The organism is Nostoc sp., from assembly GCF_036917355.1.
Classification (GTDB): domain Bacteria; phylum Cyanobacteriota; class Cyanobacteriia; order Cyanobacteriales; family Nostocaceae; genus Nostoc.
The window spans coordinates 1-13,390 of record NZ_JBALDP010000070.1 but is presented as its reverse complement, the minus strand read 5'-3'; the positions used below and the strand labels follow the sequence as shown (position 1 = coordinate 13,390).

11 protein-coding genes and 1 pseudogene are annotated in these 13,390 nt (G+C 42.7%); 7 read left to right on the top strand and 5 right to left on the bottom strand.

Annotation, left to right across the window (positions count from 1 at the left end; all coding sequences use genetic code 11):
* Window positions 1-67: 67 nt before the first annotated feature.
* A complete protein-coding gene (locus tag V7K53_RS22840) occupies window positions 68-1,528 on the bottom strand; it encodes a TM0106 family RecB-like putative nuclease (protein WP_335199835.1) in 1,461 nt (486 codons plus the stop codon).
* A 223-nt stretch (window positions 1,529-1,751) separates the two neighbouring features.
* On the opposite strand from V7K53_RS22840, the gene V7K53_RS22835 reads away from it, so the two are divergent.
* From V7K53_RS22835 to V7K53_RS22805, 7 genes are all read left to right on the top strand, one after another.
* Window positions 1,752-2,945, top strand: a complete 1,194-nt coding sequence (locus V7K53_RS22835) for an aminotransferase class V-fold PLP-dependent enzyme (RefSeq protein WP_335199834.1) — start codon at window positions 1,752-1,754, stop codon at window positions 2,943-2,945.
* 93 nt (window positions 2,946-3,038) lie between these two features.
* Window positions 3,039-4,121: a glycosyl transferase gene (locus tag V7K53_RS22830; RefSeq protein ID WP_335199833.1), complete on the top strand. Its 1,083-nt coding sequence runs from the start codon at window positions 3,039-3,041 to the stop codon at window positions 4,119-4,121.
* Between the two features lie 216 nt (window positions 4,122-4,337).
* Entirely contained in the window at window positions 4,338-4,751 is a 414-nt protein-coding gene (locus V7K53_RS22825) for a secondary thiamine-phosphate synthase enzyme YjbQ (protein ID WP_335199832.1), read from the top strand.
* Between the two features lie 291 nt (window positions 4,752-5,042).
* Window positions 5,043-5,792, top strand: a complete 750-nt coding sequence (locus V7K53_RS22820; protein WP_335199831.1) for a hypothetical protein — start codon at window positions 5,043-5,045, stop codon at window positions 5,790-5,792.
* Between the two features lie 32 nt (window positions 5,793-5,824).
* A complete protein-coding gene (locus V7K53_RS22815; protein WP_335199830.1) occupies window positions 5,825-6,613 on the top strand; it encodes a Nif3-like dinuclear metal center hexameric protein in 789 nt (262 codons plus the stop codon).
* A gap of 277 nt (window positions 6,614-6,890) precedes the next feature.
* Window positions 6,891-7,109 carry a hypothetical protein gene (locus V7K53_RS22810; RefSeq protein WP_335199829.1) on the top strand — a complete coding sequence of 73 codons (219 nt, stop codon included), beginning with the start codon at window positions 6,891-6,893 and terminating at the stop codon, window positions 7,107-7,109.
* 575 nt (window positions 7,110-7,684) lie between these two features.
* The gene (locus V7K53_RS22805) at window positions 7,685-7,996 is read left to right on the top strand and encodes a DUF6679 family protein (RefSeq protein WP_012408115.1); all 312 of its coding nucleotides are present in this window, start codon (window positions 7,685-7,687) and stop codon (window positions 7,994-7,996) included.
* A 54-nt stretch (window positions 7,997-8,050) separates the two neighbouring features.
* On the opposite strand, the gene V7K53_RS22800 is transcribed toward V7K53_RS22805, so the two are convergent.
* From V7K53_RS22800 to V7K53_RS22790, 4 genes and pseudogenes are all read right to left on the bottom strand, one after another.
* A complete protein-coding gene (locus V7K53_RS22800) occupies window positions 8,051-9,721 on the bottom strand; it encodes an MBL fold metallo-hydrolase (RefSeq protein ID WP_335199828.1) in 1,671 nt (556 codons plus the stop codon).
* A gap of 626 nt (window positions 9,722-10,347) precedes the next feature.
* Window positions 10,348-10,470: pseudogene (locus V7K53_RS34115) on the bottom strand (DUF29 domain-containing protein); the annotation flags it as partial.
* Window positions 10,471-10,536: 66 nt separating this feature from the next.
* Entirely contained in the window at window positions 10,537-10,800 is a 264-nt protein-coding gene (locus V7K53_RS22795) for a DUF29 domain-containing protein (protein ID WP_335199827.1), read from the bottom strand.
* 187 nt (window positions 10,801-10,987) lie between these two features.
* Window positions 10,988-13,390 (bottom strand): HEAT repeat domain-containing protein (locus V7K53_RS22790; protein WP_335199826.1); only part of this gene is annotated, 2,403 nt, incomplete at its 5' end.

Sequence of the window (13,390 nt, the reverse complement as noted above, 5' to 3'; positions counted from 1 at the left end):
GTTTCTTTTACCTAGACTTTTCAAGACTTATTTTGAATTTGAAAACTTTTAGAAAATACGAAATTACTTAGGCTCGTCGCAAACCATATTCATCTTGAAAAAAGTTGACAAGCCAATCTTTGACTTTAAGGGTGGCGCGGCAGTCATCTTCATTGTAACGTTGGATTATTTCTAATAAGGTGCGATCGCCTGTTTCTAACCATCGATCGTACCAGTAAATACACTTGGCACCACTGGCTTCTCGATCGCGCCACTCAAATCCTATCCAACGAGCGATCGCTTTCAAGGCATAGCTTTCTACGGGCAATGCTACACTTTGGGTTAATTGTTCATACACATCGACAAACCGATTCAGTACAGGACGCACTAAGGAGTGTGGAGTGCCGTAAAGTTTTGCCAACCGTTTGACTGTATCAAACTCGTAGACACAAAAATGATAAATTGGCGCTTCGGGATATTGCCAAACCAAATCTAAAAATTGCTGCCAAACTAATTCTTCGTCTTCTGGTTTGTCTGCTAAAAAAGAATAAAATTGTTCTGTATTAGCCTGTCTATTAACGACCAAAACCCCTAAAAGATAATCTAAATCTAAGTCTGGCTGGGCTTCAATATCAAAATAAAGCTCTATGGGCGCTGTAAATGTAATATCTTCTGTTGGTAGCGGATATGGTAGAACCAACGGTCGTTTTTCTAGTGCAGATTGAGCTTGTACTACCAATTTGGGCGCTACTTCGCTGTCAAAACCAAGTAGTTTTTCTAAGCTGCTGGGACTGGTATTAGCAAGAGATTCCAGTGTGGTAATGTCTAAGGCTTGGAGTTGAGTGTAGCGCAGTGGTGTTACACCTGGTAGCAGTGAGAGATGTTTTTCAGATTGAGCGATCGCATAACATTCACTATACCAATGGCAAAAATTGCACTTTTGGCGAGAAATAAACACCTCTGGCGGATTGGGTGACTCTAAAACTTGAATAAATTCCTCCAGAATCTGCTGCATCCGTGGCATCCATTTAAACAGATCCACTGCATAATTTGTATTTTTACTTCGCAATATAAGCGAAGCTGTTTCAGGTGCAACTCCCTGCACTGATGCCAACACTTGGACATGAAATGCAGCGACAACCTGATATTCTTGCTTAGGGCGCTTACCCAGTTCAATACTCGTCGGGACGTAGATCCAATCTCCAAAATGGGATTGTCCCGGTTGTTTCACGAGTAAATCTGGACGACTTAGCAGAGTGTCTGCTTCAGAATAATTTGCTAACAGTACTCCTTTATAGATGTACTCAACCCCACGCTGCATCAATTCTAAAGTTGCCTTCTCTGCCTTTTCCCAGTTTCCATAAGAATAATCTGGTTGGTGATAAGTCATCTGTGCCAAAGCACTCAACTGATGAGCGATTTTGTCCTGTTGGAGTTTCCGTAGCAACTCATTGGGAGCATCGCGCTGACTTTTGTCACCGTGGATATCTAGAAAAGGTCGGCGTTTACAGCGTTGGTATTGCAGTAGGAGTTCAGCATTAATTAGCATCCTTTTAAGTTAACAAGAATTAGCAGAATCTGGGAGTAACTGTGACAATTAAAATCTGGAAGTGGCGATACCTGCTCTGCGAGACGCTACGCGAACGGTGGGCTAGGCCAGCGCGCCACGCTTAATTTGCCGTTTCTTTTATACTGTCAACAGCTAGAGCGTTTGCTTTTCTGCCAAATTACAACTAAAAGAGAGTAAAAATCACAGTTTATCCATTATTACTATGACTAGTATTTTTGCATCACCAATCAAGCTCCATCGTCATCGAGAGCAATTTCCCGCTTTAGGTAATAAGGCTTATTTTAACTATGGAGGACAAGGGCCGATGCCCCAAAGGGCAATGGATGCGATCGCCCAAACTCAAGCTTATGTTCAAGAAATAGGCCCCTTTGGTAATGAGGCATATAGCTGGATAGCGCCTCAGACTCAAGCTGCCAGAGTTGCGATCGCTTCGGAGTTACATGCACCATCTGAAACAATTACCCTCACGCAAAATGTCACAATTGGCTGTAATATCGCCATGTGGGGCATCGAATGGCGTGCTGGCGACCATCTCCTACTTTCAGACTGCGAACATCCAGGCGTAATTGCTACAGCCCAGGAAATCTCGCGGAGATTCGCTGTGGAAGTTACTACCTGTCCTCTAAAAGCAACTTTAAATGAGGGCGATCCGGTAAAAGTTATTGTCCAGCATTTGCGTCCCAATACCCGTCTTGTGATCTTGAGTCATGTTTTCTGGAATACTGGTCAAGTTTTACCTCTTGATAAAATTGCCGAAGTATGCAGGAATAATTATTCTTTTTTACTGATAGATGCTGCCCAATCTGCTGGTTTATTGCCTTTAAACTTGACTGAATTGGGAGTAGATTTTTATGCTTTCACTGGTCACAAATGGTTATGTGGCCCAGCGGGTGCTGGTGGCTTGTATGTCCGCCCAGAAGCACGAGAAAGCCTAAAACCTACATTTATTGGCTTGAATGGCATTGTTGTAGATAGTCAATCTCAGCCTGTGGATTGGCTTCCAGATGGGCGGAGATATGAAGTATCGACATTAGCTTATCCGTTGTATCTTGGGTTAAAGGAAGCGATCGCAATTCATCAGCAATGGGGAACGTCACAGGAACGTTATGAGCAAATTTGTCATCGCAGTGAGTACCTCTGGCTACAATTGACGGCGTTACCCAATATTAAATGTTTGCGAACTTCCCCACCTGAAAGTGGTATAGTCTCTTTTCAACTTGCAAATAATCAGCCTCAAGCTCATTTGAAGTTGGTGCAATTTTTGGACTCACAAAAAATATTAACTCGGACAATTGCCGATCCTAGCTGTATACGTGTTACCGTTCATTACTTTACTTTAGAATCGGAAATCGACTTATTGATTGAGGCGATTCAAAGGTTTTGCAAAATTAATTAAAAGTTAGGAATTATAAGTCTGGAAATTATGATTTTAACTCCTAACTCCTAACTCCTAACTCCTAACTCTTAACTCATAACTCCTAACTTAAAAATGGAACGCCCAATCTTATACTTAGCAATAACTAACCACGGCTTTGGTCATGCTACCCGTACGGCTTCTGTAGCTGCCACAATTCAAAAGTTATGTCCAGAAGTTCTGCTAATTGTGGTGAGTACTGCCCCACGCTGGTTGTTAGAGTGCTATATAGATGGCGATTTTATCTATCGTCCCCGTGCATTTGATTTGGGTGTGGTACAAACAGATAGTTTGACAATGGATAAAGTAGCAACTTTAAAAAAGTCGCTGGATATTAAGAAGCATCAAAATTCGCTGATTGCCTCAGAAGTGAATTTTATCCGTCAAAATCGCGTTAATCTTATCTTGGCAGATATTCCCTTCCTCGCTCCTGGGTTTGCCAAAGCGGCAAATATTCCCTGCTGGATGATGAGTAACTTTGGCTGGGACTTTATTTACCGGGATTGGGGAGGCGAATTTACCGCAGTTGCAGATTGGATTAGTGATTGGTATGCAAAGTGCGATCGCTTGTTTCGTCTTCCTTTCCACGAACCAATGCCAGCTTTTAATAATATCACAGATGTCGGCTTAACAGGCGGTTCCCCCCGTCACTCTGCTGATGATTTACGTTCTCTGTGGGGAATAACTGCACCAGTCGAAAAAACTATTTTGTTGACCTTTGGCGGGTTGGGTTTACAGCAAATTCCTTATGATAAACTACAGCGATTTCCAGATTGGCAATTTATTGTATTCGATCAATCTGCCCCTGATTTACCTAATTTAGTGAAAATTAATGACCACAAATACCGCCCTGTAGATTTTATGCCTATTTGTGGGCGAGTTGTTTCTAAACCTGGTTATAGTACTTTTTCGGAAGCCACAATACTAGGATTACCAATTGTCACTATACCGCGTGAAGACTTTGCCGAAGCAACTTTCATAGTAGAAGGCATAGCTAATTATAATCAGCATCAAATTATCACCCCATCTGAGTTTTTTCAAGGGACTTGGAATTTTCTTTATGAGTTACCCCAACATCCAAGGCAATCTCAACAAATTGCTAAAGATGGTAATGAAGCGATCGCTAAAGCTGTTATCAATTATTTACAGACGAAATAAAGTTATTGAAAGTAACATCAATGTAATCATGCAAACTCTAACCATAGATAAATAAATCTATGTCTCAAGAATACAATTTACAGATGTTAGCTGACTTCAGAAAGATTTATAATAACCGTACTCAATCTAGCGATCAACTAACGGCAAACCAACAACTAAATCAAGCAGATTGAACTGCTAACTAGCTTTTACTGTCATCAATAGTTACTGTTTCAAATGACTCACTACCAAAAGTTACTAAAAATTTCTACTACTGGTAAATCTTTTTACAACATAACTGCAAAAATTGCAGATGCAGTTGCAGAATCGGGTGTTGAAACTGGTCTTTGTACTTTATTTTTGCGCCATACTTCAGCCAGTTTGGTCATCCAAGAAAATGCCGATCCTGATGTTCTTGTGGATCTAGCTAATTTTATGTCAAAACTCGTCCCAGAATCAGGCAAATACATTCATGATGCAGAAGGCCCCGATGATATGCCAGCACATATTCGTACTGCACTCACCCACACTTCTGAACATATACCTATTAATCGCGGCCACTTAGTACTAGGAACTTGGCAGGGAATTTATATTTGGGAACACCGCCAGCGCAGTCATTCTAGAGAATTAGTTGTTCACATTTCTGGATAGCCGATTCTCAAGTTTTATTGAAGGTATGGTTTTGTAGAGTTTAAATACTCTGGTTATACTGTCTACATTTTGGATATAATCTCCTAAAATCACGGTGATATGCATTAAAAAAATATCGCCTTGATAAATTTTTCATCACAATTATTGATGCAAAACTGACTAGATATGCATTAAATAGTCCGTGTATATTTGTAAATCAAAAAGTTAAGTTTATTTGTGATTATTCAATAATCCGCTGATGCCAAGATACACTAATATTTAGTATCAACTGCCTGGGTTATTACTATTACTATGAAGCAAGAACTAACACCAATTAATACTTTTCAGATTATTGATGAAATCCTTGCCCAGCAGTCTGTTAATTTATTTTCACTGAGTCCCCAAAAAACGTTAATTACCAGCTTTGCAGAATTAGGCAATTTGATTGCAGAACAAAATACCGACATTCAAATTATCACAACTATTCAAGACACTCTCAAAAGCATAGTCCGTACTCAATTGCAAAACTTCCCAGAAAACATCTTCTGGGATTTTGATTTTCTGGTAAGTAGTATGCTTAACCAGGCTTTAAATGCAGATGAGGGCGCTATTCCTTTCTTAAAAGTTTTTGGTGAAAAGATGGTTTGTCTGACAGAAATGTTCGGTAATAAAACGGAAATGCGCTTTCGTTATGTTCATGATTTTATGTATGGGTTTGAGTGGGCAAGATGGGTACAAAAAGAGCCACAAAAACGCGCACATATAGAGCCTTTTAGTCTGGTATTTTTGGATTATTTGCTCGTCAAAGGTAAAGAACTTTTACAACGTATTAATCATGGTCAGGTTGTATCTTATAAACTGTGTGAGACGGGCTACCGCAACCCCTTTACTTTTTCTCGCGAACCAGAAGATGAATACCGTCTGCTAACTTATCTGGCTGAAGAAGAACTTATTCCAGTAGCAGTATGGAACTGGAATGCTTGCCCTGTATGGAATAAACCTTTTCAGGAAATGCGCCAGCAATTAGCATTAAAATTAAATATTCAACCACAGAGACGCTGATTAGTAATTAAAAATTGCTGAAGAAAATAATTATGAAAATTGTTGATTTAATTACTTGGTTTGAAGCATGGGCGAATCCTTCTTGGTGTGAAAGTTGGGATAATTGTGGCTGGCAAATTGAACCAGGAGTTTTGCAGGAAAAAATACGGGTTTTGGTGTGTTTGACACCGACTTTGGCGGTAATGCAAGAAGCGATCGCAGAAAATGCTAATCTGATATTTGCCCATCACCCCTTGATTTTTAATCCTCTCAAATCTTTACGCACTGGTGAAGCGATCGCGGAAATGGTACGGTTAGCCTTTATCCATAATATTGGTATTTATACTGCCCACACGAATTTTGACCAAGTGCAAGATGGGACTGCTGACGTTTTAGCTCAGATTTTAGAACTCAAAGAAGCTACTCCCATAGAAGTTACACAGGGAGGATTAGGATATGGTCGTGTTGGTTTGCTAGAGCCATTTCTAACACTACAGGAATTACTCGCAACTATTCAAACCCGACTTTCTCCCCCTAATTTGATTTTTTCCCCAAGTGCTGATTTACAGCAAACAATTTCACGAGTTGCTGTTTTGGGTGGTTCGGGGGCTAGTTACATTTCAGCCGTCGCCAAAACAGGTGCCCAAGCTTATCTGACTTCTGACTGCAAATTTCATCAGTTTCAAGAAAGCCGCGATCGCAATCTCATTTTAATCGATGCTGGACATTACGCTACCGAACGTCCGGCTTGCGATCGTTTGGTGCAAAAATTCCAGTCTTTAAACTTAGACTGGGTGCAATTAAGTCAAAAAGATGAAGATTTCCGACAGTTTTTTGCTTGATTGCTAATGCTTGATTGTATTTTGTGGATGCTTGTTGAAAAAATTTTTGTATTTTAATTTTTTTAAAACATTCAGCTTCTCAACATTGATGTTGACAATTTCTATGCCTTTTTATCTATGTATATTAATAGACGAAGTATCGAAAAATCATATTGTGATGTAAATCACTGGTTGAACGTAATACTAATCACACAGTATTAATGTTTCATATCAATGAGTAACAAAGAAAAATGTTCCACACTAAATATAATAATTTGCTCACTCTGCCCTAATCAAGATGATTCGCACAATTATTGCATCTGCTTTCCAAACTGGATATCTGAGTGTTGAATCTGAGGGTTTACTCCAGCAGGTGCTAGCCACTAAATGCTATCAGTCAGAGGATTTGCCAGAGATTGCAGCCCTATACGATGCAGTTCGCGCAGGAAAAATTAAACGAGAAGCATCCTCGTCGAACGTGCTTATAGAATTTCCCTTACCACATAAACCCTCCTGAGACTTCTGGAGTAAAATTTTCTCATGGTCTTTTCCCTCTACCTCTTCCCTTACGCTGTTGCCTTTTTTTAGGCAAAAACCTGAAAAACTTAAAACTATTTGGGTGTTGTTGTTGAAAAGCATCAAGGTCAGCAAGAGAATGAGTTAAGATCAGATACAAGTGGGTAAAAGTAAAGCCAAGTCCCCGGACTTCCCAGTAATGCCAATGATTAAAAGTAGGCAAGTTAAACAACCGCAATCAACGATTGTTTTGGAGTATTCTTTATTACATAATGGTAAGAATGACTCACCAACAAATATAAACCTGGTTAGGACAGGTACCGAATTGTCTGACTTCTATAGAAGCAAACATTCCCTAGAATAAGCCGGAGCGAGATTGAGTTCATTGCTAGAGCATCTGATTTATGACCCAATATTATCCTGATATTTTGACAACTATAAGCAAATCTTGGGATTGGGTTATGAAGGGTACTTGTTCTGAACAGTGAAATTAACCTCTTAAAGGTGTAATGTAATGGGGTAGAACCCAGATTTTGACAGGTTTAACTACGTTGTTTAAAAAGGCAGAAACAGTACATGCTACACCGCAAGATTTATCAACTGTGTTGCGATGGGCGCGAGGTATGTGTTTTCTTGCGGGACCAGCAACGCTGGATTGAACGCGCCCGCATCATAGACATAGAGGGAGATTTAGTGACCCTACGCTATGAAACAGAAGAAGAGGACGAAGTTTGTTCTTGGGAAGAAATGGTTCGCCTCGAGAGCATTGGTGCTGTAACGCAAAAATTGGCTTCAGTACCGCGCGGTAATGTAGAACCTCTGATGACTGAAGATTGTCCCGAAGCAGAGCGCATCCACAACCGTTACACTGACTCGAATCCAGAATAATTCTGTGCTGAGTGCTGAATGCTGAGTAACAAATCCTAACTCAGCATTAAGCATTCAGGACTCAGGATTAGATAAGCCTTCAAAGGCAGGACAGTAACCTTCGAGAGTTACCTTAAAGTTATACAAAGGGGAAGCTGGGTTCCAACACCGCTGCCCCCTTTGATGTCGGCAAGTACCACAACAGTCTACATCTGTCCATGTATAGCGATCGCTGTTTTGGTTGAGCAGTTCTCGTTGAGACAATCCCCTTAATACTAGTTCTTCCCCTTGCCAACGAGCTTCGATTAAACCAGTATCGGCAAATTGCCGCCAACGCGGATCGGCAGTAATCACATTGGGTAGGGTGATTGTGATTACTGTTCCTAACTCTGTCAGTTCGCCTTCGTAGTTAGTCTCAGGTGCTGCCGGTTGTAAAAATGTGTCGCCGATGGGCAGTTCTACTAAGGTATCAGCCGCCGGGGAATGTACGTGGTAGCGGTTTTGCAACTCCTCTAAGCTAGTCAGGTCTGCCAAGTAGGCAGGAGAACCGTGGACAAAAATGACGTGCTGGGGTCGCAAATTATGAATTAGCTGCGTAGTACCAGGGCCATCACTATGTTGAGCTAAAAGATAGGTTTCGACAGTGGTGGGCGCTAAATATTCTTTGTTAACTTTTATATCAATTTTTTCTGGTAGGAGAATCAGCCAAGGGCCTGTATCTAATTGGCAGTGTTCGCCTAAATCAGATGTCGAGTCGGTAAGGACAATACAGGGTGACTTGCCTACACTGGAGCGATGTTCTGGTTGTAAGCGACGCACGCGGGGACGTACCCGTTCATCCCAAAACAAGGGTTGATGGCGGGCGAAGTTTTGCACCGATGGGGGGAGATGGGGTAGCAGTTCCAGGTATGCATCACACCCAGTGGCGACAGCACCATCTACCCAGATATCTAAATCTCGTCCGGTGAAGTGGTGATGCGATCGCAAGAGCATTAATAATTCTTGACCTAATCCTAAAGCCGGGGTGGGAAGGATTACAGAACAATGGTCAGCGATCGCGCGATTAATTCGCTCGGCTAGTTGATTTTCTTGGTTGCGGCGGTGAGGATGACGCGATGTGCCATAACTACCTTCAATGATTAGCACATCCAAGTCTAAGCCCCGCAGTTCCTCCAAACGCAAACCTTCTACCAACCGGGAGTTCGATAAGAAAAAGTCCCCTGTATACAGTAGCTTGTAAGTACGCTGCTGGGTGGTGTAGGTCAGGAGAATTGCTACTGCCCCTGGTAAATGTCCTGCGGGAAATAATTCTGCCACCAAACCATCTTGGAATTCCACTGGCGATCGCAATGGCAAGGCATGACAAAATTGAGAAATTTGCTCAGGGTCTTCGTCTACCCAATTTAGCGGCAGCAACTTGCTAGTCACCTCACTACCATATATGGGTAATTTGGGAAAAGCTTTATGCAGAGCCAGTAAGCCTTTGGCGTGATCTGGGTGAGCGTGACTAATCAAAACTAAATCTGCTGGTAGGGGCGAACTAATTCCACCTATCGACTTAGTAAGCCCCTTAGCCAGCGATGAAATATCCTCAAAACCACAGTCCAATAGGATGCGGTGTGGGCCCATTTTCACCAATAAACACACGCCCTCATTGTCATGCTGGACACTATAGGGCAAACATTCTAATTCACTACCCGCCTCCGCAGCATCTACGCGAGAGGATGCCGATAGATTATCCCTCATGCTCTCCTCCCCTCAAACCTCATCATCATGGACATATCCCAAAAGCCAAAAGTTACACAAATTTTGCTTTTGTGACTTAGGGGTAAGTTTTATCGTGCGCCCCTACACCCTGAGAATACAGATTTTTGATTGGGGAGGACGCCTGCACCGAACCCGCACTGGTTCAGAAAGGTGGGCTAACGAGAAGCTATCAAACTTGGAGCTACAGCAGTTTGCCTCTGGTTTCTTTTCCCTTTACAAGTTTTGAGCGCTCTTAGCCAACTCACCCTTCGGGAAGTCGATCGAGCGTTTACAGATATCTCTCAATGTGCGGAGCCATTGCCATGATAGTTATCTGAATCATAAAATCCGTTTTTCGTGCCGAAAAATAAGCACGAAACCGTAAATATAACTGTTAATCCAGCTAGAATCAGCTTTACATCCATTTGTCTGCTGCCCTTTACTCAAAGACTTTCCTATATTAATTTAGTGCTTCCGCAATCAAACGGAATCACTAGAAAATCTTTACTATGCTTATATGGATTGGGCAATAGGTAAATTTACCACAATCAGTCAGATTGTAGAACCTTTCGGTCAAGCTGTCTATCCATCTAGATGTAAAACAATATGACAGCAGGGGCAATCCTCTACAGCACGTAAAAATTCTCATCTAAAATCTGCTCAATCGAAAAAGGACAAACGGTAGGATACTCACTTTCTTCCGGTATCCGAATCCCAAACTTAGCTAGCTTATCTTCCTTAATCCCTAGTAGTCTGCCAACCCAAAAATGCTAAGTGAGGACTGGGAAAAGGGGAAAGGGAAAAGGGTAAGGGATTTAAACCCTTTTCCCCTTCCCCTTTCCCCTTTTCCCCGCCAAGTTTCCTTGGCGAACTACTAGCTTTCGAGCATCTGGGTAGGCTTTTTCCACTGCCTCTATTAGAAAACTTTTGAGAGAAGGAGTATCTGCCAAATTATTGATAACTCGCTGACGATGTTCAAGTATGGAGCTAGACCAGTTTCCTTTCATGCTATCGGGGATATCATACTGAACGCGTAACTTGAGTAAATGTGCTAATAAAATTGTCAGATAGCTACTCACTCGATCGTAGCGATGAAAGCGATTAGAGCCAAGGTGAATAAAATTGCCTGCGGTACACTGCGTAAACGCGGCTACACAAACAAAGAAGACGCGATTTATCGCGTCTCTACATGAGGGTTTTGTTGTTCATTTTGGACTGTATTGGGATTTAACTTTCTTACTCCGTTCTGAAATTACAAATTACGAATTACCTAGTTCGCAATAACTGCACAAAGGTATTACTCACCGTATTGTCTTTAGTATCCGCCGCATATTGAATCAAATCTTCCCGCAGTTCTTTGGCTGCATCTAAAGGAAGTAAGGTTGCCAGCAAGAAATAAACGCCACGAAAACGAGGGTCGCCCATTCTATCAACTAATATTCCTTCGGCGGTATCAGTTTCGCCGAGAAAGTTTTGCACCAAGAAGAAATCCATGATTTTATCGTGGCGGAAGTACCATTCTTTCTTGGCTTCGCCTTTTTCATCTTGCCACTGACGGCTGACTACCATTTTGTATTTCTCGTCTTCTAAAGACATGGCGACTTGGTGAAATTCATCGGCGGGTAAGGCTTGTTTGTCTTCGAGTCGCATTTCGTAGACGGCGGCGGAAAATCTTTTAAGCGGAAATTCTTGTTTCCATTCTTGCTGGTATTCTGCCGCCATCAGGTTGTATTGCTGTTCTTGCAGGCGAAACAAGTTTGGCTGTTTACCTTGTGATAACATCAGCGCTACCACTGTTAGATCCATTGGATTGGAAAGAATTCGGCGGACAGCATCTAACTCTTCTTGGGCTTGCTGGTTATTGAGGACTTCTTTTAAATAATTGGTGCAAGCTTGGGTGTAATCAGCACCTTGAATTTTGGCATCTTGGGGGAGTCGCAGCTGACGGGAGATCAAAAACTCTTGAATTTGTTGTTGTTCGAGGGGCTGCAAGTAGTAGGTTTTGGCTGTTGAGGGGGGTGTCCACTCTAGGGGCTGGGTTGTCATAATAATGTTGCCCCGGAAATAGCTTTCGACAAACTGGCAGATTTTGGCGCGGGTTTCGGCGGTGACTTCGTTGAGTCCGTCGATGCAGATATCTATCGCGCCACTGTAAATCAGGTTTTTCAGGAAGCCGGCATCTTGGGCTTGTCCGTGTAGCTTGTCTTGGATGGCTTCAATTACGCCTTTATGACATTTCTGGGCGGGGAGATAAACGACTATGCGCTGGGAGTTTTGCAAGAGATGACGGAGAAACATCGACTTGCCTAAGCCGGAATCTCCTTCTAAGATAATTTGTCCTTGAATACTGGGTAAGGCTGCGGTAATTGGCAGGATGTCTCCTGATATGGGAACTTTGACTTTAGATTCTGGGAAGTATGATTGGTCATAAAAATTATCTAAGCCTGCGTCGGCTAATAGGGAAGGTTTGAAGGGTTCAAATAATTTGCGGCGGAAGGGGGGAAACCAGGTAAGGAGAAAGCCGACATAGCCCACGCCGAGAATACGGCGTACCCAAGGGTTCCAGAAGAAGATGGCTTGGATTTGGGGGAATTTGGGGTAGGCGAAGATCAGGGCAAGCCAAAAGGCGGCGTGAGTGAGGATAGTAATTCTGGCGTTGAAAAACCACTGCCAACCTTTGAGGTTAATTATGACTGATTGCAGTGAGTCAGCTTCGTTGTAACCGGCGTTTTTCAGGTTGTGGTAGTGAGTTTCTAAAATCCAAATATCTTGTTGTTGCCAAGAGACTTTTCTGGCAACTACAGCAATTTGCCTAGCTAAGTCTTGTTGTAAACGTGGAAATTCTTGACTGAGTTTCCAGGTAGTACGGAATTCTTCTAGTGTTTTGACACCTTCAGGGTGCTTCAGATTATCGGGAGTTGCTTGAGGTCTGCCAAGCCATTTTAGTAAAGTTTGCATTTGCTCAGTGCCGCCACCCAGCAAATAAGTCCAAAATCGCCAGAATTCATAATTATTCTGACCATAACCAAAACTTCCCTGATTTGGTTCGTAGACATAATTCAAAACTACAGCAACCTCTTCTAATTTCAGTTGTCTGATTTTTCCCAATGCCGATGCCGCACCTGAACGAACGTTGGCGGGAACCTTTTCATCCTTGAGGAAATTGAGGATGTCAGGGACATACTTGGCTGCGGCGTCTCCCAAGTTGCCCAATACCGATGCCGCACCTGAACGAACGGTGGCGTCCACCTTTTCATCCTTGAGGAAATTGAGGATGTCAGGGACATACTTGGCTGCGGCGTCTCCCAAGTTGCCCAATACCGATGCCGCACCATAACGAACGGTGGCGTCCACCTTTTCATCCTTGAGGATATTAGCGATGTCAGGGACATACTTGGCTGCGACGTCTCCCAAGTTGCCCAATGCCTCTGCCGCACCATAACGAACGGAGGCGTCCACCTTTTCATCATTGAGGAAATTGAGGATGTCAGGGACATACTTGGCTGCGGCGTCTCCCAAGTTGCCCAATGCCGATGCCGCACCATAACGAACGTTGGCGTCCACCTTTTCATCCTTGAGGAAATTGAGGATGTCAGGGACATACTTGGCTGCGGCGTCTCCCAAGTTGCCCAATGCCGATGCCGCACCATAACGAACGTTGGCGTCCAC

What these genes read in the sequence shown, in the direction of transcription:
- V7K53_RS22805 (WP_012408115.1), top strand. Translation starts at nt 7,685, where the DNA reads ATGCTACACCGCAAGATTTATCAACTGTGTTGCGATGGGCGCGAGGTA.
- V7K53_RS22825 (WP_335199832.1), top strand. Translation starts at nt 4,338, where the DNA reads ATGACTCACTACCAAAAGTTACTAAAAATTTCTACTACTGGTAAATCT.
- V7K53_RS22835 (WP_335199834.1), top strand. Translation starts at nt 1,752, where the DNA reads ATGACTAGTATTTTTGCATCACCAATCAAGCTCCATCGTCATCGAGAG.
- V7K53_RS22815 (WP_335199830.1), top strand. Translation starts at nt 5,825, where the DNA reads ATGAAAATTGTTGATTTAATTACTTGGTTTGAAGCATGGGCGAATCCT.
- V7K53_RS22840 (WP_335199835.1), bottom strand. Translation starts at nt 1,528, where the DNA reads ATGCTAATTAATGCTGAACTCCTACTGCAATACCAACGCTGTAAACGC.
- V7K53_RS22800 (WP_335199828.1), bottom strand. Translation starts at nt 9,721, where the DNA reads ATGAGGGATAATCTATCGGCATCCTCTCGCGTAGATGCTGCGGAGGCG.
- V7K53_RS22820 (WP_335199831.1), top strand. Translation starts at nt 5,043, where the DNA reads ATGAAGCAAGAACTAACACCAATTAATACTTTTCAGATTATTGATGAA.
- V7K53_RS22810 (WP_335199829.1), top strand. Translation starts at nt 6,891, where the DNA reads ATGATTCGCACAATTATTGCATCTGCTTTCCAAACTGGATATCTGAGT.
- V7K53_RS22830 (WP_335199833.1), top strand. Translation starts at nt 3,039, where the DNA reads ATGGAACGCCCAATCTTATACTTAGCAATAACTAACCACGGCTTTGGT.